Raw genomic sequence first — 23728 nt, forward strand, 5'->3', positions numbered from 1 at the left:
ATAGTCTAAGGATGCATACGAGTAGTATGAGTTCCCGAACCTCCCCGCGACAACGCCCGTCGCACCGCCGCCCGCGCGTCCGAATCGACCCCCGACCCAGCATCGACACGGGGCCCGCGACGGCCGCGAACGCCCGCGCCCGCACCCGCCACCGCCCGCGAACTGTCCGTCCGGTTCCGGACGTCGCGCCCCGTCCCGCCGCGGAAGAAGACCGCGGGGAGTTCCTCGTCTGGTACTGCACGGACTGCGAGGGCGTCGGGTCGGCGGACGCGTTCCCGCCGTCCTGCCCCGACTGCTCCGCGGGGCGGCGGTCGCTCTCCTGTTGGCCCGAGGACTGATTCGACGCAGGCGCTCCGCTTTTTTTACGGTCGCGTCCGTCGATTCGGACATGTACCGTTCACACCCCGTCCGGCGGATGTGCGACGACCCGATGCCCGGCGAGACGGCGTCGCTGGTCGTCGAACCCGACGAGGACTCCGACGTCGACCGGTCCGCGATAGCGGCCGCCGTGGCGGACGTCGGCGGGTCGGTGGCGGACGAACTCCGCTTCGGGTCGTTTCTGGTGACCCTCCCCGAGGAGGGCGTCGAAGCGCTCTGCTCGATGGACGGACTCGCCCGCGTCGAGACGGCGAACACGCTGGGCCTCGGTATCGGCGAGGAGTGAGTCTCGCGAATCGCCCCGCCGTTCGGCCGGCCCGAGTGACACTGACGCGGCGACGACGAACGCGGCGGCGATACTGTCGTTACTATTATACCATTCCGTTTCCTTACCAAAATCGATAATGATTCGTGGCCGGGTTCCGCAGGTCGTAACGGGGCTCGGTGTCCTTTTGGGCGTTGTTCTCGGTATCGAGATCTACCTCTCTTTCGTCTATGGATATACCGCCTCCCTCCCGTTCATAGTCGGAGTGGTGACGTGTATCCCGGTCGTCGTCGGACTGATAGCGGGCGGGTACAAACTCGCCCAGTCGCCGTTCTCTCAGAGGCGATACCGCCGCATCCTGAAGTGGTGTCTCGGTGGAACGACCGTCTTCGTCCTCATCAACGTCGGTCTGATGGTGGCGATGCCGCCGGGCGGCGTGATTCAGTTCCTCGGGTGGGCGCGGTGGGCCGTCAGCTTCGGCGCGGGCATCGGCTTTCTCATCGGGTACTACGAGGCGAAGGCGATACACCGCGAGGCCATCGCTCAACGCTCCTCCGTCAGGGCCGAGGAGCTCGAACGGCGGCGCGAACTCCTCGATTACCTCAACGCGTTGCTCCGCCACGAGGTGCTGAACACGGCCAACGTCGTCGAGGGGTACGCGGAACTCCTCGACGACGTGGCGGGCGACGAGACGACGACTCGGCGGTACGCGGGCGTCATCGGTCGGCAGGCCACCGACCTCACGAGGGTCACGAAGGACGTTCGGCTACTGCTTCTGACCATCGAGGAGGAACCCACCCTGCGCCGGGTGAACCTCAGCGAGGTTCTGGACGACGAGCTCCTCAAGGTGCGGGACCGCTACGAGGACGTCGAGACCGAGGCGGCGGTCCCGGACGACGTGTACGTGATGGCGGACGACCTTCTCCGGCGCATCTTCTCGAATCTGCTCGCGAACGCGGTCGAACACAACGACGTCCGGCCGCCGCGCGTCACCGTGACCGTGGAGGCGACCGCCGAGACGGTGACCGTGCGGGTGGCCGACAACGGCCCCGGCGTGCCCGAAGTCGAACGCGACGCCCTCTTCGAGAGCACGACGGGGAGAACCGACCACGGCATCGGCCTCACCATCATCGGTCGGTTGGCCGACCGCTACCAGGCGAACGTCGAACTCACCGAAACCGGGCCGGAGGGGAGCGTGTTCAGCGTCGAGTTCCCGCGCCCCGACGCCGAGACGACCGAGTCTCGGACCGCCTCCGCGGACAAGTCGCCCGCGCCTTCGGCGAGTCGATGACTCGCGCGACCTCCGGGGGCCATGATATTTATGATAATTCGTAATGCATGACTGGGTATGTCACGCACCGATCCCGGCAAGAATCGTTGGTTGATCGCCTTGTCGGCCGTTGCGATTCACCTGTCGATCGGTAGCATCTACGCGTACAGCATCTATCAGATTCCGCTGCGGGACGCGGAGGGGTGGGCGACCTCCCAAGTCACGCTCGCGTTCTCGATAGCCATCTTCGTTCTCGGGGTCACCGCCGCCTTCCTCGGCAAGTACGTCGAGAAGTACGGCCCGCGGAAGTCTGGCCTCGCCGCGGCCGTCCTGTACGGTCTGGGGATGATCGGATCGGGAGTGAGCGTCATGATCGGAAGCCTCCCGCTGTTCCTCTTCACGTTCGGCGTCGTCGGCGGGATGGGGCTCGGCCTCGGGTACATCTCGCCCATCGGGACGCTCGTCGAGTGGTTCCCCGACCGGCGCGGCATGGCGACCGGTCTCGCGGTCATGGGCTTCGGTGCAGGCGCGCTGCTCACCGGGCCGCTGGGTAACTTCCTCATCCAGAACTACGGAGTCGCGACGGCCTTCTTCGCGCTCGGTGCCCTCTACTTCGCCCTGATGACGCTCGGCGCGAGTTACCTCGCGAAGCCCCCCGAGGGATGGCTCCCCGAGGACATGCAGGACGTGGAGGGCGCACACGAGAAAGCCACCGGGGCGCTTTCCGGCCTCGACGTCCTCACCGCGGCGCAAGCGCGCACCACGCCGCGCTTCTGGTTGCTCTGGCTCGTCATCTTCATCAACGTCACCGCGGGCATCATGCTCCTCGCGTTCGCGTCGCCGATGCTCCAGCAGATCGGCGGGGCGACCGCCACGACCGCCGCGTTCATCACCGGGTACATCGGCATCTTCAACGGCGGCGGCCGGATCTTCTGGTCCACCCTGTCGGACTACATCGGCCGGACCACCACGTACGCGGCGTTCATGGTCATCCAGATCGCCGCCTTCTTCGTGATGCCGCAGGTCGCCGGCGTCTGGCTCCTCGCGGGGCTCATGTTCCTCGTCATCACCTGCTACGGCGGCGGATTCGCGTGCCTCCCGGCGTACCTCAGCGACCTCTTCGGCACCGACGAGGTCAGCGCGATTCACGGCTACGCGCTCACGGCGTGGAGCGCAGCCGGCGTCGCCGGCCCGCAGATCGCCTCGATAGTCCTCGAAGCGACGGGTAACTACACGACGGCCCTCTACATCATCAACGCCCTCGTCGTCGTCGGTCTGATCACCGTCGGCGTCCTCTACTGGCGTATCAGGAGCGTCAGAGAGGCGAGTCGCCCCGGCGAGGGCACCGTCTCCACGACCGACTGACGACCGAGACGACAGACAGGGGCGAGTGACACGGAGGTCGCTCGTCGTGTGGTTTTTCAGATAAGTGCGCTGGCGGGGAGTTCACCGAGCGAAGCGCGGTGAACGTCGGCGAGACGTAGTTTCGCCGGCATTTGAACTCACTCGCTCACTCCGGAAGAACTCCGTTCTTCCGTGCTCTCGTTCGCCTCCGGCTCACGAGAACTCCGTTCGCTCGCTGATTCAAATCTCAGCGTCTCCGCATTCGCCCAACTCGGTGTCGCGCCGAGACGAGACTCGGCGCTCGTCGAGTCGAGTTCGAGAGAAGTGCGCTGGCTGGGATTTGAACCCAGGTTGTGACCATGGCAAGGTCACGTGATACCACTACACTACCAGCGCGTGTCGTGGTCTGCGTCTGCATTAATCGGTAATGCCGGGTTGATAAATAAGACTTGCGAATCGGCAGATGGCGTGGGTGCTTCACCCATGGTTTCATCACGCACGAAAGTCCCGCCGACGAGGGTGTGAAGCGCTCACAGCCCGGAGTACGATTCGCTAGGCTTTTAATCACGCTTCAGGTAGTGGGAGTACAGTCTAGACGTGACGATGAAGGGCTCGGTATGACACTCAGCGTACTCGTGCCGTCCTCCCTCGTCCGGGAAGCCGAGGACAAACGCGAGGCGACTCGCAAACTCGGTTACGTCGCCCGCGCGGCGACGGTGTTCCGGGCGGACAGGCTCGTCGTCTTCCCCGATACGGAGGGCGAACGACGCTGGGGGGGCGGGTTCGTCGAAACCGTGCTGCGGTACGCCGCCACGCCGCCGTACCTCCGAAAGGAGGTATGGGGGCGGCGCGACGAACTGGAGTACGTCGGTGTCTTACCACCCCTGCGCGTCGCGTCTACGACCGGCTCCGAATCAGACGATTCGGGGTCGTTACAACAGGGAATCGTGACCGAGGTCGGACCTGACGGTCGCGTTCGGGTCAATTGCGGAATGCAACACCCGGTCTCCCTCTACACCCCATCGGATATGGAGGTGCGAGAGGGGGAGCGCGTCGCCATCAGGATCTCTTCGCGAGAACCGGTCCGTGCGCGGATCGTCGACGAACCCCTCCCGGGTTTCGACGTGTCCCGCATGGACCTCGAAGAAGCGCTCGACCGCCCCGACGCGGGCGTCGCTATCGCGACGTCTCGCTTCGGGGAACCGCTAACGATCGGAAGACTGGCGGACCTCTCCGCCCGCATCGAGCGGGACGGAGCGACCGTCGTCTTCGGGTCGCCCGGTCGAGGGCTTCCGGAAATCCTCGGCGTCGACGCCGAGGAGGTGTCAGTCGAACCCTCCGACGGTCCGGGGTTCGACCTCTGGCTCAATACGATTCCGCGACAGGGCAGCCACGTGGTGCGAACCGAAGAAGCGATGTTCGCGTCGCTGGCTCCCCTGACTCTCACGGAGTGAAAACATGCCACAACCAAGCAGACCACGAAAGGGTTCGATGGGCTACAGCCCGCGCAAGCGTGTGGATTCCGAAATCCCGCGCATCCGCTCGTGGCCCGACGACGACGGGTCGCCGGGTCTCCAGGGCTTCGCCGGCTACAAAGCCGGTATGACCCAAGTGATGATGGTCAACGACGAGTCCAACTCCCCCCGCGAAGGGATGGAGGAGGCCGTTCCGGTGACCGTCGTCGAGACCCCACCCATGCGCGCGGTGGCCCTTCGAGCCTACGAACAGACGGCGTACGGAATGCAACCGGTGACCGAAGTGTGGGCGTCCGAGTTCGACGACGAACTCGACCGCGTCCTCGACCTCCCGAGCGAGGACTCCTTCGACGAAGACGCGGAGGAACTTCGCTCGGCCGTCGAGGACGGCGAAATCGACGACCTGCGTCTCATCGTCCACACGGTCCCCGGCCCGATGAAGAACGTCCCCAAGAAGAAGCCCGACGTCATGGAGAACCGCATCGGCGGTGGCTCCGTGCAGGAACGGCTGGACTTCGGTCTCGACCTCCTCGAAGAGGGAGGCGAGCACGCGATGTCCGACGTGTTCCGCGCGGGGGAGTACCTCGACGTCGCCGGCGTCACGAAGGGGAAGGGCACCCAGGGCCCCGTCAAGCGCTGGGGCGTCCAGAAGCGGAAGGGCAAGCACGCCCGTCAGGGGTGGCGGCGCCGCATCGGTAACCTCGGCCCGTGGAACCCCTCCCGCGTCCGCTCGACGGTCCCCCAGCAGGGGCAGACCGGCTACCACCAGCGGACGGAACTCAACAAGCGCCTCATCGACATCGGTGAGGGCGCGGACGCGTCCGTGGACGGCGGCTTCGTCAACTACGGCGAAGTCGACGGCCCGTACGCGCTCGTGAAGGGTTCGCTGCCGGGCCCGAACAAGCGCCTCCTGCGCTTCCGCCCGGCCGTCCGACCGAACGACCAACCGCGCCTCGACCCCGAGGTGCGCTACGTCTCCACGGCATCGAACCAGGGATAACCAATGAAGGCAACAATTCGCGACCTGAACGGCGACGAGGCGGGCACGCTCGACCTCCCCGAGGTCTTCGAGACGAACTACCGTCCGGACCTCATCAAGCGTGCAGTCATCGCCGCGCAGGCAAACCGAAAGCAGGCGTACGGCTCCGACCCCTACGCCGGGATGCGGACTCCCGCCGAGTCCATGGGTAGCGGTCGCGGCATGTCCCACGACCCGCGCCAGAACGGCGTCGCCCGACGCGTCCCGCACGCGGTCTCCGGCCGCAAGGCGCACCCGCCGAAGGCCGAGAAGGACCAGGGGAAGGACATCAACAAGAAGGAGCGGAAACTCGCCGTCCGGTCGGCGCTGGCCGCCACGGCGGACCCCGAACTCGTCTCCGAGCGAGGACACCGGTTCGACGACGACGTCGAACTCCCCCTCGTCGTCTCCGACGAGTTCGAGGACCTCGTGAAGACGAAGGAGGTCGTCTCCTTCCTCGAATCGATCGGCGTCTACGCGGACGTCGAACGCTCCGAGGACAACAAGAAGATCAAGGCCGGACAGGGCAAGGCCCGCGGTCGCAAGTACACGCGACCGAAGTCCATCCTGTTCGTCACCAGCGAGGAGCCCTCGAAGGCGGCTCGGAACCTCGCCGGCGTCGACGTGGCGACGGCGTCCGACGTCAACGCCGAGGACCTCGCGCCCGGCACGCACGCCGGTCGCCTGACGGTCTTCACCGAGAGCGCGATCGAGGAGGTGGCCGACCGATGAGCGTCATCCGCCACCCCCTCGTCACTGAGAAGGCGATGAACGAGATGGACTTCGACAACAAGCTCCAGTTCATCGTCGACCTCGACGCGGCGAAGCCGGAGATCGTCGAGGAGATCGAATCGCGCTACGACGTGTCCATCGAGAAGATCAACACGCAGGTGACTCCGAAGGGCACGAAGAAGGCAACCGTTCGTCTGAGCGACGACGACGACGCGCAGGAAGTCGCCTCGCGAATCGGAGTGTTCTAACAATGGGACGACGAATTCAAGGCCAACGTCGCGGACGCGGCACGCCCACGTTCCGGGCTCCGTCGCACCGCTACAAGGCCGAACTATCGCACAAGAAGTCTGAAGAGGAGGACACCGTCTCCGGTACCATCGTCGATATCGAACACGACCCGGCCCGCAGCGCACCCGTCGCGGCCGTCGAGTTCGACGACGGCGACCAGCGACTCGTCCTCGCGCCCGAGGGCATCGCTGTCGGCGACCAGATCCAAGTCGGCGTGTCCGCCGAAATCAAGCCCGGCAACACGCTGCCGCTGGCCGAGATTCCGGAAGGGGTCCCGGTCTGCAACGTCGAGAGCCAGGTCGGCGACGGCGGCAAGTTCGCCCGCGCCTCGGGTACGAGCGCGCAGCTTCTCACCCACGACCGCCACGTGGCGGTCGTGAAGCTGCCCTCGGGCGAGGTCAAGCGGCTGAACCCCGAGTGCCGCGCCACCATCGGCGTCGTCGCCGGTGGCGGCCGCACGGAGAAGCCGTTCGTGAAGGCCGGAAAGAAACACCACAAGATGAAGGCGCGCGGCATCAAGTGGCCGCGGGTTCGCGGCGTCGCCATGAACGCGGTCGATCACCCGTTCGGTGGCGGCGGCCGCCAGCACCCCGGCCGCCCGAAGTCCGTCTCGCGCAACGCACCGCCGGGCCGGAAGGTCGGCGACATCGCCTCCAAGCGCACCGGTCGCGGCGGCAAAGGAGGCAACTAAACCATGAGTTCGGAATACCGTACCGGCCGTGAAGGTGAGGAGTTCACCTACCGCGGCTACACGCTCGACGAGCTGCAGGAGATGGAGCTCGAAGAGGTAGTGGAACTGCTTCCCGCACGTCAGCGGCGAACCATCAAGCGAGGACTCTCGCGCCAACACGAGAAACTCCTCGAGGACGTCCGCGAAGCGGACCCTCAGGAGACGGCCGACTCTCCCCTCCGGACGCACCTCCGCGACATGCCCATCCTCCCGTCGTTCGTCGACAAGACGTTCGCGGTGTACAACGGGCAGTCGTTCGAGCGCGTCCGCATCGAGCCCGAGATGATCGGGCACTACCTGGGCGAGTTCCAGCTGACTCGTAACTCGGTCGAGCACGGACAGGCCGGTATCGGCGCGACCCGGTCCTCGAAGTTCGTGCCGCTCAAATAACCCATGGGAATCAACTACAGCGTCAAGGCCGACCCGGACACCTCCGCCAAGGGGATGCTCCGCGACCGGCCGATAAGCCTCAAGCACAGCAAGGCCATCTCGCGTGCCATCAAGGGCATGACCGTCGAGGAGGCCGAGGAGTACCTCGAGGCCGTCATCGACGGCGAGCGCTCCGTCCCGTTCAAGCAGCACAACACCGGTGTCGGACACCGCTCCGACATCGACGGCTGGGACGCCGGGCGCTACCCCGAGAAGGCCTCGAAGGCGTTCCTCGAACTCCTGCAGAACGTCGCGTCGAACGCCGACGAACAGGGCTTCGACGGACGCGCGATGGAGATCATGCACGTCGCGGCACACAAGGTGGGCGAACAGCAGGGTCGCAAGCCCCGCGCCTTCGGCCGGGCGGACCCGTTCAACACCACGCTCTGTGACGTCGAACTCATCATCGAGGAGGTCGAGGAATAATGGCTGACGAACACCAGTTCATCGAAGACGGACTCCAGCGGTCCCAGATAGACGAGTTCTTCGCGGACGAACTCGGCCGCGCCGGCTACGGCGGCATGGAGGTCGCGAAGACCCCGATGGGGACCCAGATCGTCCTCAAGGCCGAGAAGCCCGGTATGGTCATCGGCAAGGGCGGGAAGAACATCCGTAAGGTGACCAAGGAACTCGAGAACCGCTTCAACCTCGACGACCCGCAGATCGACGTTCAGGAGGTCGACGAACCCGACCTCAACGCGCGGATCGTCGCGGACCGCCTCGCCAACGCGCTCGAACGCGGCTGGTACTTCCGGAAGGCGGGCCACACGACCATCGACCGCATCATGGACGCCGGCGCACTCGGCGCCGAAATCGTCCTGTCCGGGAAGGTCACCGGCGCGCGCTCGCGCGTGGAGAAGTTCAACCGCGGCTACATCAAGCACAACGGCGAACCCGCCCAGGAGATCGTAGACGAGGGACAGGGCGTCGCCGTGATGAAGCTCGGCACCATCGGCGTCACGGTCAAGATCATCCCGCCGGGAGCGGTCCTCCCCGACGACTTCGAGATCGACGACGAGGCGGAGGTCGAACCGGTCGAACAGACCGCGGAGACCGAAGGCGTCGAGGAACTCCTCGAAGACGAACCCGAGGAGGTCCCCGAGGTCGAACAGGAAGACGTCGACGTCCCCGACGAGGACCCCTCGGAGGTCATCGACGAGGAGATCGTCGAGGAAGTCGTCGAGCAGACCGAGGAGGCTCCCGCCGAAGAGGAGTCCGCCGAGGCCGACGACGAAGCGGACGAGGAAGAGCTCGACGAGCTCGACGAAGACGTCGAAGAGGAAGCGGCGGACCTCGTCGCCGAGATGGAAGAGACGGACGAGGAAGACGCCGAGGCGGAAGCCGAGGCCGACGCCGACGAAGAGGAAACGGAGGAGTAATCCATGGCGATACTCTACCCCGAAGAGATTCGAGACATGACTCCCGCCGAACGCGAGGCGGAAGTCGAGGAGCTCGAAACGGAACTGCTGAACACGAAGGCCGTGCAGGCGGCCGGCGGCGCGCCGGAGAACCCCGGCCGCGTCAGCGAACTGAAGTCGACCATCGCGCGCATCAAGACGATTCAGCGCGAAGAGGGCGACTTCGACGACGAAGAGGAGTAACGAACCGATGGCACTGACACCCGAGACCCTCACGCGACACGAACTCAACGGCCTCCGCGTGGAGGTCGTAGACGCCGCGAACCCCGACTTGGTCGGGATAGCGGGGCGTATCGTCGTCGAGACGATGCGCACGCTGCACGTCGACACGGGCTCTCGGGTCAGTCAGGTGCCGAAGCAGGGCGCGACCCTGCGGTTCGAGATTCCGTCCGCGACAGACCCCGACACGGGGTCCGTGCGCACAGATGAAGCCGCCGACGCCGAGAAGGCGTCGGGGACCGCGTCCAAACTTCCCTCGGAAACTGCCGGCGGATTAGCCGGTCAGTCTGACGGTTGCCAGGGCGCGGCCTACGTTACGGTGGATGGCGCACGTCTGCTCTCACGACCCGCCTTGCGAACAGAGAAGGCAGGTGACACAACATGGCGATAGGACTGAACGTAGAAGAACCGGAGGAGGCTTGCTCCGACGCGAACTGTCCGTTCCACGGAACGCTTTCCGTGCGAGGACAGACGCTCGAGGGTACAGTCGCCTCCACTGACATGGAGAAAACCGTCGTTGTGGAGCGCGAATACGACGTTCGCGTCCCCAAGTACGACCGCTACATGAAGCGGCGTAGTCGCATTCCGGCCCACGCACCCCCGTGCATGGACCTCGCGGAAGGCGACACGGTACGTATCGCAGAAACCCGACCGCTTTCGAAGACCAAGGCTCACGTCGTGGTCGAGATCGTCGGAGGTGACGACTGATGGAAGCACTGAAGGCGGACGTCACGAAGGGCGTCGGCCGCGGTTCGCTCATCAACTGCGCCGACAACACCGGCGCACGCGAACTGAAGGTCATCAGCGTGGCCGGCTACTCGGGTACGAAGAATCGACAGCCCAAAGCGGGCATCGGTAACAAGGTCACCGTCTCGGTGACCAAGGGTACGCCGGAGATGCGTCGCCAAGTGCTCGAAGCCGTCATCATCCGCCAGCGGAAGTCCATCCGCCGGCCCGACGGCACGCGCGTGAAGTTCGAGGACAACGCCGCCGTCATCATCGACGAGATGGAGGAGCCTCGCGGGACCGAGATCAAGGGTCCCATCGCGCGCGAAGTTGCCGAGCGCTTCGGAAGCATCGCGTCCACAGCGACGATGATCGTATAGACTATGACGAGACAACCAAGCAAACAGCGAAAGCAGACGCAGAACGCGCCTCTGCACGAACGTCAGAAGCAGGTCCGCGCGACGCTGTCCGACGACCTCCGCGAGGAGTACGGACGGCGGAGCGTCCGCGTCAACGTCGGCGACACGGTAGAAGTGCTCCGCGGCGACCACGCCGGGACGGAAGCCGAAGTCGTCGACGTCGACCTCAAGGACGCGGTCGTGCACGTAGAAGACGTGACCGTCGCGAAGGCGGACGGCGAGGAAGTCCCCCGTCCGCTCGACTCGAGCAACCTTCGCGTCGTCGAACTGGACCTCGAAGACGAGCGTCGCGAGGCGCGTCTCAACGGAGAGGATAACGAATGACGCGACACCAGAAGCGACTGTCGGCCCCGAACTCGTGGCCGATCGAGCGCAAAGAGAACACGTTCACGGTCAAGGCCGGCGCCGGGCCGCACGGTGAGGACGGGGTCCCCCTCCTCATCCTGCTGCGCGACGTCCTCGGCTACGTGGACTCGAAGAAGGAAGCGCGCTACGCTCTCAACGAGGGCAACGTGCTCATCAACGGCGACACGGTCAGCGACGAACAGCGTCCCGTCGGGATGTTCGACATCGTCGCGTTCACCCAGCGGGAGGAGTACTTCCGCGTCTTCCCCGAGCAGGGTGGCCGTCTCGCGCTCACGCCCATCGACGCCGAATCGGCGGACAGCCGCCTCGGCAAGATCGTTCGGAAGCAGAACGTCAAGGGCGGCGCGACGCAGATCACGCTCCACGACGGCGCGAACATCCGTCTCGAAGACGCCGACGAGGCCGCCGAGTACAGCACCGGCGACTCCCTCGTCGTCGACAACGAGACGAAGGACGTCGTCGCGCACTTCCCCTACGAGGAGGGCGCACTCGTGACGGCCGTCGACGGCACCCACTCCGGGGAAGTCGGCACCGTCTCCGAGATAATCGTCACGCCCGGAAGCGGCGACAACGCCGTCACCGTCGAGACGGAGGACGGCGAGTTCGAGACGGTCGAACAGTACGTCGTCGTCATCGACGAGAACTTCACCGACGGAGGTGACGACGAATGAGCGAGTCCGCCGAGTTCCACGAGATGCGCAAGCCGCAGATCGAGAAGGTCGTCGTCCACATGGGCGTCGGCGAAGGCGGGCGCGAACTCGCCAACGCGGAGGACATCTTAGAGGAGATCACGGGCCAAGAGTCCGTGCAGACGCTCGCTTCGAGCGACGCGACGCCGTTCGGCGCGCGGCGCGGTGACCCCATCGGAACGAAGGTCACCCTCCGCGGCGACGCGGCGGTCGAGTTCCTCGAGACGGCGCTTCCCCTCGCGAACGTCCGACGGAAGATGTTCGACGAGACGGGGAACTTCAGCTTCGGCGTCGAGGAGCACACCGAGTTCCCCTCCCAGGAGTACGACCCGCAGATCGGTATCTACGGGCTGGACGTGACGGTCAACCTCGTCCGCCCCGGATACCGCGTGAAGAAGCGTGACAAGGTCACGCGCTCGATTCCGAACGCGCACCGGATGAGCGTCGAGGACGCCGTCGCGTTCGTCGAATCCGAATTCGACGTGGAGGTCACAGAATGAGCGAAAGCGAAACAGAACAGACGGGCGAGCACGCCGCACGGCGTACCGGCCAAGAGAAGGAGTGCCGACGCTGCGGCCGCAAGCAGGGCCTCGTCGGCAAGTACGACATCTTCCTCTGTCGCCAGTGCTTCCGCGAGGTCGCTCGCAGCATGGGATTCAAGAAGTACCGATAGACTATGGCAGGAAATGACCCACTCGCGAACGCGCTCGCAGGCGTGAACAACGCCGAGAGCGTCGGGCATCTGTCCCACACGGTACAGCCCGCCTCCAACGTAATCGGCTCCGTGCTCGAGGTCTTCTACGACCGCGGGTACGTCGACGGCTTCGAGTTCGTCGACGACGGGAAAGCCGGTACGTTCGAGGTCGAACTGAAAGGCGCGATCAACGAATGTGGCGCCGTCAAGCCCCGCTACTCCGCGGGCGCAGACGAGTTCGAGAAGTGGGAGAAGCGGTTCCTCCCCGCCCGCGACTACGGGACGCTCATCGTCACGACGAGCCACGGCGTCATGAGCCACTACGAGGCCCGCGAACAGGGCATCGGTGGCCAAGTAATCGCCTACGTCTACTGAGCCAATGAACAGAATCGAAATCGACATTCCGGACGACGTCTCGGCCGAGGTCAAGAACCTCGACCTCACCGTGGAAGGACCGAACGGTAGCGTCACGAAGACGCTTTGGTACCCCGACATCAGCGTCGATGTCGGAGACGGTACGGTCGTCATCGAGTCGGAGAACACCGACGCGAAGACGAACGCCACGGTTGGAACGTTCGAGAGCCACGTGACCAACATGCTCCACGGCGTCACCGAGGGGTGGGAGTACAAGATGGAAGTCTTCTACGCCCACTTCCCGATGCAGGTGAACGTGGAAGGGAGCGAGGTTGTCATCGAGAACTTCCTCGGCGAGAAGTCGCCGCGCCGCGCGAAGATTCGCGGCGCGACCGAAGTACAGGTCGACGGCGAAGAGATCACGCTGTCCGGCCCCTCGAAGGAGGACGTCGGGCAGACCGCCGCAGACATCGAACAGCTCACGCGCGTGAAGGACAAGGACACGCGCGTGTTCCAGGACGGTGTCTACATCACCGAGAAACCCCAGGTGGGTGGTGCCTAAATGTCCGCCGACGAAATTCAGGAACTCGAAGACATAAGCGGCGTCGGACCCTCGAAGGCCGAGGCGCTCCGCGAAGCCGGTTACGAGACGATAGAAGACGTGAAGGCTGCGAGTCAGTCGGAACTCGCCGACGTCGAGGGCGTCGGTAACGCCCTCGCGGCCCGCATCAAGGCCGACGTCGGCGGACTCGAAGTCCAAGAAGAGACCGAAGCCGAAGTCGAAGACGAAGGCGAGGAGGAGGCCGAAGCCGAAGAGGACGTCGAGACGGAACTCCGTCCCCGCGGCCACGCCGACAAGACGCCCGAACTCGACGACGAGAAGGCGGCCGCGCTCGCACAGAAGCACCGCGAGGGCAAGCCCGCCTTCCGGCGGCAGGACTACCACAAGAAGAAGCGAACGCCCGAATCGTGGCGGCGTCCCCGCGGCGGCCTCTCGAAGCAGCGCCGCGGCGTCAAGGGCAAGGGTCCGAAGGTTCAGGCGGGATTCCGCTCGCCGAAGGCCGCACGCGACCTGCACCCCTCCGGTTTCGAGGAGGTCCGCGTGCACAACGCGGACGACCTCGAAGGCGTCGACCCGGCCACGGAGGCCGTCCGCATCGCCTCCGCCGTCGGCGCTCGCAAGCGCGAGCGCATCGAGGAGGAGGCCGAGGAACGCGAGATTCGCGTCCTCAACCCCACCTACGTCGAAGTCGAGGTGAGCGAGGAATGACCGATCTGAAGGCACAGCGCCGGATGGCTGCCGACGTCCTCGACGTCGGTAAGAGCCGCATCTGGTTCGACCCGGAGGAACAGGCAGAGATAGCGGAGGCCATCACGCGCGAGGACATCCGCGAGCTCGTCGATCAAGGCACGATTCGCGTCGAAGACGCGAAAGGTAACTCCAAGGGTCGTGCCCGCGAGCGCGCGGCGAAGCGCGCCTACGGTCACCGCAAGGGCCCCGGCTCCCGCAAAGGGAAGTCCGGCGGCCGGAAGAACAGAAAAGACGAGTGGGTCAGTCGGATCCGCGCCCAGCGCCGTCGCCTGAAGGAGCTTCGGGACGACGGACCGCTGACGCCGACGCAGTACCGCACGCTGTACAACAAGGCGTCCGGCGGCGAGTTCGACAGCGTCGACCGACTCGAAGCGTACATTCGGAACAACTACGACGTGGAGATCTAACAATGGCGACAGGACCACGCTACAAGGTGCCGATGCGTCGCCGCCGCGAAGTTCGGACGGACTACCACCAGAGGTTGCGCCTGCTGAAATCGGGCAAGCCCCGCCTCGTTGCTCGCGTGAGCAACAAGCACGTCAGGGCGCAGCTGATCTCGCCCGGTCCGGACGGCGACACGACGCACGCGGCCGCGAGCTCCGAGGACCTCGAAGAGTACGGCTGGGAAGCCCCCACGGGCAACATTCCCAGCGCGTACCTCACGGGGTACCTCGCGGGCCTGCGCGCACGCGAAGCCGGTCTCGAGGAAGCGGTCCTCGACATCGGCCTCAACACGGCTACCCCCGGCAACAAGGTATTCGCAGTACAGGAAGGTGCAATCGACGCGGGGCTCGAAATCCCCCACAACGAAGCGGTTCTCGCCGACTGGTCGCGTAACCGCGGCGAGCACATCGCCGAGTACGCAGAACAGCTCGACGAACCGCTCTACGGCGGGGACTTCGACGCCACAGAACTGCCCGAGCACTTCGACGAGATGCTCGCGCGACTACAGGAGGACGAATGAGCCAACGTAACGACAACGGCTGGGAGCCGCGCACGCGGCTCGGCCGCATGGTACAGAACGGAGACGTCACGTCCATGGACCAAGCGCTCGAGACGGGACTTCCGCTCAAGGAGTCCGAAATCGTCGACCAGCTCCTCCCCGGACTGGACGACGAGGTGCTCGACATCAACATGGTCCAGCGCATGACCGACTCCGGTCGCCGCGTGAAGTTCCGCTGCGTCGTCGCGGTCGGTAACCGCGACGGCTACCTCGGCTACGCCGAGGCGCGAGACGACCAGGTCGGATCGGCCATCCAGAAGGCTATCGGCGTGGCGAAGCTGAACATGATCAAAGTGGACCGCGGTTCGGGGTCCTGGGAGGACTCCGCGGGCGGCGTGAACTCGCTCACGCGCAAGGCCACCGGTAAGGCCGGCTCCGTGACGGTCGAAATCATGCCCGCTCCGCAGGGCCTCGGCCTCGCGGCCGCCGAGACGGTCCGCAACATCCTCGAACTGGCCGGCGTGCAGGACGCCTGGACCCGTTCGAACGGAAACACCCGTACGACGGTCAACCTCGCGAAGGCGACGTACAACGCGCTGCAGAACGCGTCGCAGTCCCGGGTTCCCCGTCGTGCGCGAAAGGTTCAGCGGGAGGCGGACGAATAATGCAGGCGATCGTCCAACTCCGCGGCGACGTCAACATGAGCGACGCCGTCCGCGACACGCTGAAGATGCTGAACGTCCACAGCGTCAACCACTGTACGTTCGTTCCGGAGACGGAGACGTACCGCGGCATGATAACGAAGGTCAACGACTACGTCGCCCACGGTGAACCCACCGTGGACGCCGTCGAGACCGTGCTGCGAAAGCGCGCGGAGCCCGAGGAGGGCTCCGTCAACGTGGACGACGAGTGGATCTCCGAGAACACCGACTACGACGACCTCTCGGCGCTCGCGCAGGCGCTCGTCGACGAGGAGACGACGCTCCGCGAGCAGGGAATCTCGCCGGTGCTCCGGCTTCACCCCCCGCGCGGCGGCCACCGAGGCCAGAAGCACGTCACCAAGGAGGGCGGCCAACTCGGAAAGCATACCACAGAGCAGATAAACGAACTGCTGGAGGATATGCGATGACGTCCAAGAAACGACGCCAACGCGGGTCTCGCACCCACGGCGGCGGCACCCACAAGAACCGGCGCGGCGCCGGTCACCGTGGCGGCCGCGGCCGCGCGGGACGCGCCAAGCACGAGTTCCACAACTACGAACCGCTCGGAAAACACGGCTTCAAGCGCCCGGAAGACGCCCAAGACACCGTCGTCGAAGTGAAGGTCCAGAAGCTGGACGAGGACGCCGCCCTGCTGGCGGCCGACGGCGTCGCGGAGAAAGACGGCGACGCGTACCACATCGACGCCCGCGACGTGGCCGAGGACGGCTACGAGGCGGACGTGGTGAAAGTGCTCGGCGGCGGACAGGTCCGACAGGAGCTGCACGTCGTCGCCGACGCGTTCACCGCCGGTGCGGTCGAGCTGATCGAATCGGCCGACGGAAGCGCAGAGCTGTCCGAACGCGCCGAAGAAGCCGCCGAGGACGAAGTCGAAGAAGATAACAACACCGACGAGGAAGGCTCGGAAGAGTAACATGGGATGGAAGGAGGCCGCCGAACCGGTGCTGACGCGGATGCCCGCAGTCGTGCGTCCGGAGGGACACGTCCCGTTCCGCCGGAAGCTCGCGTGGACAGCTGGCATCCTCGTGATGTATTTTTTCCTCACGAACGTCACGCTATTCGGACTGGATACGACGTCATCGACCGACTTGTTCGGACAGTTCCGTAGTATACTCGCTGGACAGCAGGGATCGATACTGCAGTTAGGTATCGGTCCCATCGTCACGGCGAGCATCGTCCTGCAGCTGTTGGGTGGGGCCGACCTGCTAGGACTCGACACCGACGACCCCCGCGATCAAGTGCTCTATCAGGGGCTGCAGAAGCTGCTGGTCGTCGTGATGATCTGTCTGACCGGTCTGCCGATGGTGTTCGCGGGCGGATTCCTGCCCGCCGACCAGTCCGTCGCCCGGTCGCTGGGCATCGGCGTCGGGGGCGTGAAGACGCTCATCTTCGCTCAGATGTTCGTCGGCGGCGTCCTCATCCTGTTCATGGACGAAATCGTGAGCAAGTGGGGAGTCGGGTCCGGCGTCGGACTGTTCATCATCGCGGGCGTGAGCCAGCAGCTCGTCGCCGGGCTGTTCAGCTGGCAAGCGCTCGGCGGGAACTCCGGCCTCTTCCCGACGTGGATCGGCATCCTCACGGGTGCGACCGACATCGGGTCGCCGCTCTCGCCGGGCGGCCTGTCCGACATCTTCCTCGGACAGGGCCAACTGCTCGCGCTCATCACGACGGTGCTCATCTTCGCGATCGTCGTGTACGCCGAGAGCGTCCGCGTGGAGATACCCCTCTCGCACGCACGCGTGAAGGGTGCCCGCGGTCGCTTCCCGGTGAAGCTCATCTACGCGAGCGTCCTGCCGATGATCCTCGTCCGCGCGCTTCAGGCGAACATCCAGTTCCTGGGTCAGATCCTGCACAACTCGTGGGCCGGGATGCCGGCGTGGCTCGGTTCGTACAACGGCGGACAGGTCACCGGCGGCCTGTTCTACTACCTCGCTCCCATCCAATCGCGGGCCGACTGGATGTGGTTCCTCGGGTTCACCTCCGCGGACCCCGCCCAGATCATCGTCCGCGTGCTCATCGACCTGACGTTCATGATCGTCGGTGGCGCTATCTTCGCCATCTTCTGGGTCGAGACGACGGGGATGGGTCCGGAGTCGACCGCAAAGCAGATTCAGAACTCCGGGATGCAGATTCCGGGCTTCCGACGGAACCCGCAGGTCATCGAGAAGGTGATGGAGCGGTACATCCCGCAGGTGACCGTCATCGGCGGCGCGCTCGTCGGTCTGCTCGCGGTCATGGCGAACATGCTGGGCACCATCGGCCAAGTCTCCGGTACGGGACTGCTGCTTACGGTCTCCATCACGTACAAGCTGTACGAGGAGATCGCCGAGGAGCAACTCATGGAGATGCACCCGATGATGCGCCAGATGTTCGGAGATTAAACTCAATCTCCACTCAAAGCGGTGATTTTTGCGTTATTTAGCTTCGTAGCGACAGCGTCGTTCCAGCTAAAACTCGTGAAAATAAGCTGGCGTTCCAAAACACTGAACTGACACTTAGCTGAAGGAAGGTACTTCTCGGAGACTCAGCCATGTAGACATAGGATGGTCTCCGAATCCGCTCTCCTAACCGCAGCGGTCACTCTCCTCGCGACACTCACCGGTGCAGCAGTCAGCCTCTACAGTACCTACGAGCTCCACAACCGCCAACAAGAAGCCGAAGAACAACGCCTGCGACAGGCGCTCATCGCAGAAATCGACTCAATGGACATCGAAGCCCTGGATACATTCGCAGAGAAACTAAAAGACCTCGGCTCACAGGACGACCGTGAGAGTAACATCCTCGACGGAATGAAAGAGGGGATGAAAAGAGCGGGAGATGAAGATCATTTTGAGAGTCTCTCAGAAGAACAGAAGAAGGCTATCTCGTGGGGTGCCGGTATTCTTGCACTCCCATATGTTAACGAGTTAGACGAGCTTTCTAAGATAGACCTCTCCACCGATATTTACGATGCCAACCTTGACAAGATCGGGCTGTTAGATGTCTCCGATATTGGCGAGGTGATTACGTACTATAATGACGTTCACAAAGTCCAGCGGACTGTTGCGAGCGTTACGCAGGCATTTGAGGCTGGTGAGCGAGAGAGCGATATTGCGCAGTTTAGCGGGCGTTTGAAACGGCAGACAGACGGATTGTATTCCCAGAAGGAGGATGTATTAGAGATTCTGCGCGAACAGGGGAACGAAGAAGACGTTGAATCTGTAGGTACGAGCTATCCCCGAACACCATACGCTTGAGAATAGACACAACGGTACTGTTCTATTGCCTCGCCACCGAAACACCCCCTTACTGTGAGAACGGGGGACACGGTGGCCTTTTGTCCGCCCCTGTCTTCTGTCCGCTAAATGAATTGGGCTCCGATAGCGACGGCCGGGCCGGAGGACGAGCGGAGGGGTCTCTTCTCAGCGACGCACGCACATCGTCTCGATGACTGCGCCGGGACGCTATCGAGTTTCGAATGCGGCGGGGAGGAGGCTGGATGAGCAAGCACGCCCTCTCGAACGAACGGTCGGACGGGGCGGCGACCCTCGAGGTCGGCCTCGAAGCGTTCCAGTCCGGCCCGGAGTTCCACGGCCCCGTCGAGGAACCCGGCAGCCATCACTGCAACGGCCACTTCGCCCACGTCTACGAAACCCCCGAGGAGAAGTTCACCGCCGCGGTCCCGTTCGTCCGCCACGGACTCGACCGCGGGGAACGAATCCTGTACGTCATCGACGAGAGTACCGAGCGGGAGGTGAAAGCGGCCCTCCGCGAGGGCGGTATCGATGTCGACGCCGCCGTCGACTCCGGTGCCCTCTCGTTCCCCACCGTCGAGGAGACGTACCTCCGGAACGGCGCGTTCGACGTCGACGAGATGATAGAGTTCTACGCCGACACCGTCGACGAGGCCACCGAGGAGTACGCCGCCCTCCGAATCGTCGCCGAGATGACGTGGATTCCGGCCAGCGACACGTCCATCGAGCGGTTCATGGAGTACGAGCAGAAGATCAACGAGCTGTTCGCCGAGACGGAGTCGCTCGCGATCTGTCAGTACGACCGCGACCGCTTCTCGCCCGAGGCCATCCGGGACGTCGTCCGCTGCCACCCGCACCTCATCTACGACGGCGCGGCGTGTCACAACTTCTACTACACGCCGCCCGAGGAGTTCTTCGGCGAGGACGCCCTCTCTCGCGAGAACGACCGGATGCTCCGGACGCTTCGGGACCGAGCCGCCGCGAAGGCCGAGATACAGGAACGCGAGCGGTTCCTCCGGGAGTGCTACGAGATCACGGCCGACACCGTTCGCGGGTTCGAGAAGAAACTCCACGCGCTGTTCGAGTTGGGGTGCGAGCGGTTCGACATGGAACTCGGCGGACTGGCGAAGGTGGACTCGGACACCGACCTCTTCGAAGTCGAGGCGGTGAGCGGCGACCACGACCATCTCGTCCCCGGTGCGCGGGCGGACCTCTCGGAGACGTACTGCCGAATCGTGGCGGACGACGGCCACACCGACGCCGTGACCGACCCCGTCGGCGCCGGGTTCGGGGACAACCTCTGCTACCGAGAGTTCGGCGTGCAGTCGTACCTCGGCACCCACCTCGAGATGGACGGCGACGAGGACAGGACGTTCTGGTTCATCTCGACCGAACCCCGCGACGACCCCGTCTCCGACGCGGAGCGCACGTTCGTCCACCTCATGGGGCAGTGGGTGAAGTACGAACTCGAGCGCCAACGGCACGAGCGCGAACTCCGCGAGCGAACGGAGCACCTGAACGCGCTCATCGAGACGACGCCCGAGTGCATCAAGACCGTCGCCCCCGACGGTACCCTCCTCCAGATGAACCCCGCCGGAGTGGAGATGGTGGGGGCGGACTCGGCCGCGGACGTGAGCGGCAGATGCGTCTACGACCTGATAGCGCCCGAGTACCGCGAGCGATTCCGCGAGTTCAACGAACGGGTCTGCCGCGGCGAGAGCGGAACCTTGGAGTTCGACATCGTCGGCCTCGAAGGGACGCGCCGCCACATGGAAACCCACGCGGCGCCCCTCGAGCGACCAGACGGGACGACCGTCCAGGTGGCGGTTACGCACGACGTCACCGAACGAAAGCGGCGCGAAGCCGAACTCCGCCAGACGAAGAATCGGTTCGAGACGGTGTTCGAACAGAGCGACGACGCCATCCTCATCCTCGACCCCGACGCGGCCGAACTGGTGGACGCGAACGCCGCGGCCGCCTCGATGACCGGCTACGCGCGCGACGAACTCCTGTCGCTTCGCCCGTCCGACCTGCACCCCGACGAACTGGAATCGTTCGACGCGTTCCTCGACGAGGTGCGCCGAACCGGGTCGGCGTGGAGCGAGGACCTCCACTGTCGCCACAAGGACGGCCACGACATCCCGGCGGAGGTCACCGGGTCTACGATCACGCTCGACGGCCGCACCCTCGTGCTCGCGCTCGTTCGGAACATCGAAGAACGAAAGAAACACGAGCGGTATCAGCGGGAGTTGTACGATATCGTGGCCGACTCGCGGGCGTCGTTCGACGAGAAACTCGAACGCCTGCTCGAGTTAGGGCGCCAACGGGTCACCCTCGAAAACGGGTACCTCAACCGCATCGACGCCGACGCCCGCGAGTTCGAGGTCGTCGCGGCGGTCGGTCCGCACGACCGTATCGAGCCGGGCGTGGTGGACTCGTTGTCGGGCACCTACTGCGAGCGACACCTCTCGTCGACAGCGCCGCTCGCCGTCGCGGACGTGACCGAATCCGGGTTAGACGGACTCCGCGCTCACGAGGAGTACCAGTTGAAGGCGTACTTCGCGACGACCGTCGACCTCGGCGACGGCGGGTGCGGGACCCTGTGTTTCGCCAGCGAATCGCCGCGCGAGGGACGGTTCACCGACGCCGAACGGGCGTTCCTCGACCTCCTGGGCCAGTGCATCGGGTACGAATTCGAACGCCAACAGCACGAACGGGAGTTGAAGGAGACGATCGGCCGACTCCAGCAGTCGAACGAGCGACTGGAGCGGTTCGCGTACGCCGCCTCCCACGACCTGCAGGAACCGCTCCGGATGGTGACGAGCTACCTCCGACTGCTCGAACAGCGATACGAGGACGCCCTCGACGAGGACGGCGAGGAGTTCCTCGAATTCGCGGTGGACGGCGCCGACCGCATGCGCGAGATGATCGACGGCCTGCTGAAGTACTCGCGGGTCGAAACCGGCGGTGAGCCCCTCGAACCCGTCGAGTTGGACGGCGTCATCGAGGACGCCCTCAAGAACCTGCAGATCGGAATCGAGGAGACGGACGCCGAAATCGAGGTCGAAGAACTCCCCCGCGTGGAGGGCGACGCCGGTCAACTCCGGCAGGTCTTCCAAAACCTGTTGGACAACGCGCTCACGTACAGCGGGGACGAACCGCCGCGGGTCCGCGTCGGCGCGGAGCGACGAGGGCGGGAGTGGGTGATATCCGTCAGCGACGACGGCATCGGCATCGACTCCGACGACCACGAGAAGATATTCACCGTCTTCGACCGACTCCACAGTCGCGAGGAGTACGACGGGACGGGAATCGGGCTAGCGCTCTGTGAGCGCATCGTCGAACGGCACGACGGCGAGATATGGGTCGACTCGGAATCCGGCGAGGGGGCGACGTTCTCGTTCACCCTCTCCGCGACGGAGGAGTAACTTCGGTCGAAGACCGTCGAGCTACACCCCGAGTCCGATCAGCTCGACGACCGGGTGGTGGCCCTCCTCGTTCACCCGCACGTCCGCGATGGAGTGTAGCCCGCCGACGCGGGCCACCTTCCGAAGCCCCAGTTCCGGAACGTCGGTCGGGTCCACGGTGAGGACGTACGCGCGCATCTCGCCGATGTCGAGTTCGCGCGCCGCGAGGGCGCGGTGGTGACCGTCCACGAGGAGGGTCTCCTCGCCGTAATCGAGCGCGATGAGCGGTTCCGCGAGTTCGTGTTCCAACTCGTAGGCGCGGCCCTCCAACTCGTCGGCGAACACCTCGCGCTGCGTGGGTATCAACTCCGAGACCGTAACGACGCCGTCGCCGACGCCGACGCTGACGCCGTGGGTCGATTCGAGCATCTTCCGCGTGCGCTCGACTTTCGAGGGCGTCGTGCGCTCTATCTGGCTCCGAACCACGTCGGCGTTGGAGACGACGCCGAGGAACGTCGCGTCGTCGTCCACGACGGGGAGGAACCGGTGGCCGGTCCGGAAGAGGACGCCGGCGGCGTCTCTGAGGGACATCCCCGGGCGGGCGACGGCGAGGTCCCGACGCATCACCGCGCGGAGGGGTTCCTCCTCGGGGACGCCGAGGAGGTCTACCGCGCCGACGAATCCCACGAGGCGTCCGTTTCCGTCGAGAACGGGGAGGCCGCGGCGCCGAGAACCGGCCCGCAGTCGTTCGACGACGTCCGCGACCCGGTCTTCCGGGCGGGCCGTCTCTACCGTCTCGTTCATGTAGGCGTCGACGCTGACGTCGTCGAACTCCGTCGGGGGCATCACCCCCCGGTTGGTTCGCAGAGACCGTATAATCGACCCCTCCGTTCGATCCCTCTATCCAATTTTCATATATGATATTCGGGAGAGTACATTTATGTACGAACTCGCGTCACTCACGTACGTCGGTAAGCGGGCGTGGCTTCCCCAACCCTGCGTCCGGAGTTCCGACGTGGCACGGACGTCTTCCCGGACGTTCCGCGTGCGAACCGCACGCCACCACCACCCACCACACTGTGACCGAGGCGTTCCCCGCGAACGCCGCCGCCGGGTGTCGTCTCTCGTCCGGCGGTCGGTCGAACGCCGCACCCCGCGGCGATACCCCAGACGGGGACGCCCTCCCCGGGGCGTTCCCGTCACCGTCCCACTGCCGGCGGGGCGGAGTCAGCCTACCGACTCCGACCCGGCCTCGACCCGTTCGCGGGGCGGCTTCGTTTTCTCCGAACTGTCGCGCGGT

At 65.0% G+C, this 23728-nt stretch carries 32 protein-coding genes and 1 tRNA gene; 31 read left to right on the forward strand and 2 right to left on the reverse strand.

The features are described from left to right. Positions 1 to 26: 26 nt before the first annotated feature. The 4 genes from ACZ522_RS07750 (at position 27) to ACZ522_RS07765 (ending at position 3278) form a co-directional block, all read left to right on the forward strand. Positions 27 to 338 carry a hypothetical protein gene (locus ACZ522_RS07750; protein WP_379693206.1) on the forward strand — a complete coding sequence of 104 codons (312 nt, stop codon included), beginning with the start codon at positions 27 to 29 and terminating at the stop codon, positions 336 to 338. Positions 339 to 388: 50 nt separating this feature from the next. Beyond that, the gene (locus tag ACZ522_RS07755; RefSeq protein ID WP_379693204.1) at positions 389 to 664 is read left to right on the forward strand and encodes a hypothetical protein; all 276 of its coding nucleotides are present in this window, start codon (positions 389 to 391) and stop codon (positions 662 to 664) included. 244 nt (positions 665 to 908) lie between these two features. After that, positions 909 to 1934 carry a sensor histidine kinase gene (locus tag ACZ522_RS07760; protein ID WP_379693202.1) on the forward strand — a complete coding sequence of 342 codons (1026 nt, stop codon included), beginning with the start codon at positions 909 to 911 and terminating at the stop codon, positions 1932 to 1934. A 57-nt stretch (positions 1935 to 1991) separates the two neighbouring features. Beyond that, entirely contained in the window at positions 1992 to 3278 is a 1287-nt protein-coding gene (locus ACZ522_RS07765) for an L-lactate MFS transporter (protein WP_379693200.1), read from the forward strand. A gap of 304 nt (positions 3279 to 3582) precedes the next feature. On the opposite strand, the gene ACZ522_RS07770 is transcribed toward ACZ522_RS07765, so the two are convergent. Then, positions 3583 to 3653 (reverse strand) — tRNA-Gly (locus ACZ522_RS07770). 221 nt (positions 3654 to 3874) lie between these two features. Here ACZ522_RS07770 and ACZ522_RS07775 point away from each other — a divergent pair. From ACZ522_RS07775 to ACZ522_RS07905, 27 genes are all read left to right on the forward strand, one after another. After that, positions 3875 to 4711 (forward strand): putative RNA uridine N3 methyltransferase, encoded by an 837-nt coding sequence (locus ACZ522_RS07775; protein ID WP_379693198.1) that lies wholly within the window; start codon positions 3875 to 3877, stop codon positions 4709 to 4711. 4 nt (positions 4712 to 4715) lie between these two features. Next, positions 4716 to 5732, forward strand: a complete 1017-nt coding sequence (locus ACZ522_RS07780; RefSeq protein WP_379693196.1) for a 50S ribosomal protein L3 — start codon at positions 4716 to 4718, stop codon at positions 5730 to 5732. A 3-nt stretch (positions 5733 to 5735) separates the two neighbouring features. Continuing rightward, on the forward strand, positions 5736 to 6482 hold the full coding sequence (gene rpl4p / locus ACZ522_RS07785; RefSeq protein ID WP_379693194.1) for a 50S ribosomal protein L4: 747 nt from the start codon (positions 5736 to 5738) through the stop codon (positions 6480 to 6482). Next, complete coding sequence (locus ACZ522_RS07790) at positions 6479 to 6730, forward strand: 50S ribosomal protein L23 (RefSeq protein WP_379693191.1); 252 nt, start codon at positions 6479 to 6481, stop codon at positions 6728 to 6730. Before rpl4p ends, ACZ522_RS07790 begins: the two co-directional genes overlap by 4 nt. 2 nt (positions 6731 to 6732) lie before the next feature. Continuing rightward, positions 6733 to 7461, forward strand: a complete 729-nt coding sequence (locus ACZ522_RS07795) for a 50S ribosomal protein L2 (RefSeq protein ID WP_379693189.1) — start codon at positions 6733 to 6735, stop codon at positions 7459 to 7461. A gap of 3 nt (positions 7462 to 7464) precedes the next feature. Further along, complete coding sequence (locus ACZ522_RS07800; protein WP_379693187.1) at positions 7465 to 7890, forward strand: 30S ribosomal protein S19; 426 nt, start codon at positions 7465 to 7467, stop codon at positions 7888 to 7890. A gap of 3 nt (positions 7891 to 7893) precedes the next feature. After that, entirely contained in the window at positions 7894 to 8355 is a 462-nt protein-coding gene (locus tag ACZ522_RS07805) for a 50S ribosomal protein L22 (RefSeq protein ID WP_092532673.1), read from the forward strand. Next, the gene (locus ACZ522_RS07810; RefSeq protein ID WP_379693183.1) at positions 8355 to 9308 is read left to right on the forward strand and encodes a 30S ribosomal protein S3; all 954 of its coding nucleotides are present in this window, start codon (positions 8355 to 8357) and stop codon (positions 9306 to 9308) included. The genes ACZ522_RS07805 and ACZ522_RS07810 overlap by 1 nt, the downstream gene beginning before the upstream one ends. Positions 9309 to 9311: 3 nt before the next feature. Next, a complete protein-coding gene (gene rpmC / locus ACZ522_RS07815; protein WP_379693180.1) occupies positions 9312 to 9530 on the forward strand; it encodes a 50S ribosomal protein L29 in 219 nt (72 codons plus the stop codon). A 7-nt stretch (positions 9531 to 9537) separates the two neighbouring features. Then, a complete protein-coding gene (locus ACZ522_RS07820) occupies positions 9538 to 9957 on the forward strand; it encodes a ribonuclease P protein component 1 (RefSeq protein WP_379693178.1) in 420 nt (139 codons plus the stop codon). Continuing rightward, the gene (locus ACZ522_RS07825; protein ID WP_379693176.1) at positions 9948 to 10274 is read left to right on the forward strand and encodes a 30S ribosomal protein S17; all 327 of its coding nucleotides are present in this window, start codon (positions 9948 to 9950) and stop codon (positions 10272 to 10274) included. Before ACZ522_RS07820 ends, ACZ522_RS07825 begins: the two co-directional genes overlap by 10 nt. Then, the gene (locus ACZ522_RS07830) at positions 10274 to 10672 is read left to right on the forward strand and encodes a 50S ribosomal protein L14 (RefSeq protein ID WP_092532658.1); all 399 of its coding nucleotides are present in this window, start codon (positions 10274 to 10276) and stop codon (positions 10670 to 10672) included. Before ACZ522_RS07825 ends, ACZ522_RS07830 begins: the two co-directional genes overlap by 1 nt. A 3-nt stretch (positions 10673 to 10675) precedes the next feature. After that, a complete protein-coding gene (gene rplX, locus ACZ522_RS07835; protein ID WP_379693174.1) occupies positions 10676 to 11035 on the forward strand; it encodes a 50S ribosomal protein L24 in 360 nt (119 codons plus the stop codon). Next, on the forward strand, positions 11032 to 11748 hold the full coding sequence (locus tag ACZ522_RS07840) for a 30S ribosomal protein S4e (protein ID WP_379693172.1): 717 nt from the start codon (positions 11032 to 11034) through the stop codon (positions 11746 to 11748). Before rplX ends, ACZ522_RS07840 begins: the two co-directional genes overlap by 4 nt. After that, on the forward strand, positions 11745 to 12266 hold the full coding sequence (locus ACZ522_RS07845) for a 50S ribosomal protein L5 (RefSeq protein ID WP_379693169.1): 522 nt from the start codon (positions 11745 to 11747) through the stop codon (positions 12264 to 12266). The genes ACZ522_RS07840 and ACZ522_RS07845 overlap by 4 nt, the downstream gene beginning before the upstream one ends. Continuing rightward, positions 12263 to 12439: a 30S ribosomal protein S14 gene (locus ACZ522_RS07850; protein ID WP_092532646.1), complete on the forward strand. Its 177-nt coding sequence runs from the start codon at positions 12263 to 12265 to the stop codon at positions 12437 to 12439. Before ACZ522_RS07845 ends, ACZ522_RS07850 begins: the two co-directional genes overlap by 4 nt. A gap of 3 nt (positions 12440 to 12442) precedes the next feature. Continuing rightward, on the forward strand, positions 12443 to 12835 hold the full coding sequence (locus ACZ522_RS07855) for a 30S ribosomal protein S8 (RefSeq protein ID WP_092532643.1): 393 nt from the start codon (positions 12443 to 12445) through the stop codon (positions 12833 to 12835). Between the two features lie 4 nt (positions 12836 to 12839). Next, the gene (locus ACZ522_RS07860; RefSeq protein WP_379693167.1) at positions 12840 to 13376 is read left to right on the forward strand and encodes a 50S ribosomal protein L6; all 537 of its coding nucleotides are present in this window, start codon (positions 12840 to 12842) and stop codon (positions 13374 to 13376) included. Beyond that, complete coding sequence (locus ACZ522_RS07865; protein WP_379693165.1) at positions 13377 to 14084, forward strand: 50S ribosomal protein L32e; 708 nt, start codon at positions 13377 to 13379, stop codon at positions 14082 to 14084. After that, entirely contained in the window at positions 14081 to 14533 is a 453-nt protein-coding gene (locus tag ACZ522_RS07870) for a 50S ribosomal protein L19e (protein WP_379693163.1), read from the forward strand. Before ACZ522_RS07865 ends, ACZ522_RS07870 begins: the two co-directional genes overlap by 4 nt. 2 nt (positions 14534 to 14535) lie before the next feature. Then, positions 14536 to 15090: a 50S ribosomal protein L18 gene (locus tag ACZ522_RS07875; protein WP_379693160.1), complete on the forward strand. Its 555-nt coding sequence runs from the start codon at positions 14536 to 14538 to the stop codon at positions 15088 to 15090. After that, positions 15087 to 15734, forward strand: coding sequence for a 30S ribosomal protein S5 (locus tag ACZ522_RS07880; protein WP_379693159.1), 648 nt, complete (start codon positions 15087 to 15089; stop codon positions 15732 to 15734). The genes ACZ522_RS07875 and ACZ522_RS07880 overlap by 4 nt, the downstream gene beginning before the upstream one ends. Next, positions 15734 to 16198 (forward strand): 50S ribosomal protein L30, encoded by a 465-nt coding sequence (locus ACZ522_RS07885; RefSeq protein WP_379693157.1) that lies wholly within the window; start codon positions 15734 to 15736, stop codon positions 16196 to 16198. The genes ACZ522_RS07880 and ACZ522_RS07885 overlap by 1 nt, the downstream gene beginning before the upstream one ends. Beyond that, positions 16195 to 16701: an uL15m family ribosomal protein gene (locus ACZ522_RS07890; RefSeq protein WP_379693155.1), complete on the forward strand. Its 507-nt coding sequence runs from the start codon at positions 16195 to 16197 to the stop codon at positions 16699 to 16701. The genes ACZ522_RS07885 and ACZ522_RS07890 overlap by 4 nt, the downstream gene beginning before the upstream one ends. A 1-nt stretch (position 16702) precedes the next feature. Then, positions 16703 to 18169, forward strand: coding sequence for a preprotein translocase subunit SecY (secY, locus tag ACZ522_RS07895; RefSeq protein ID WP_379693152.1), 1467 nt, complete (start codon positions 16703 to 16705; stop codon positions 18167 to 18169). Positions 18170 to 18331: 162 nt separating this feature from the next. After that, the gene (locus tag ACZ522_RS07900) at positions 18332 to 19024 is read left to right on the forward strand and encodes a hypothetical protein (RefSeq protein ID WP_379693150.1); all 693 of its coding nucleotides are present in this window, start codon (positions 18332 to 18334) and stop codon (positions 19022 to 19024) included. A gap of 242 nt (positions 19025 to 19266) precedes the next feature. Next, positions 19267 to 22449 carry an MEDS domain-containing protein gene (locus ACZ522_RS07905; RefSeq protein ID WP_379693148.1) on the forward strand — a complete coding sequence of 1061 codons (3183 nt, stop codon included), beginning with the start codon at positions 19267 to 19269 and terminating at the stop codon, positions 22447 to 22449. A 21-nt stretch (positions 22450 to 22470) separates the two neighbouring features. On the opposite strand, the gene ACZ522_RS07910 is transcribed toward ACZ522_RS07905, so the two are convergent. Continuing rightward, positions 22471 to 23274 carry a CBS domain-containing protein gene (locus tag ACZ522_RS07910; RefSeq protein WP_379693147.1) on the reverse strand — a complete coding sequence of 268 codons (804 nt, stop codon included), beginning with the start codon at positions 23272 to 23274 and terminating at the stop codon, positions 22471 to 22473. Between the last annotated feature and the right edge of the window lie 454 nt (positions 23275 to 23728).

It is taken from the genome of Halopelagius fulvigenes (assembly GCF_055398025.1).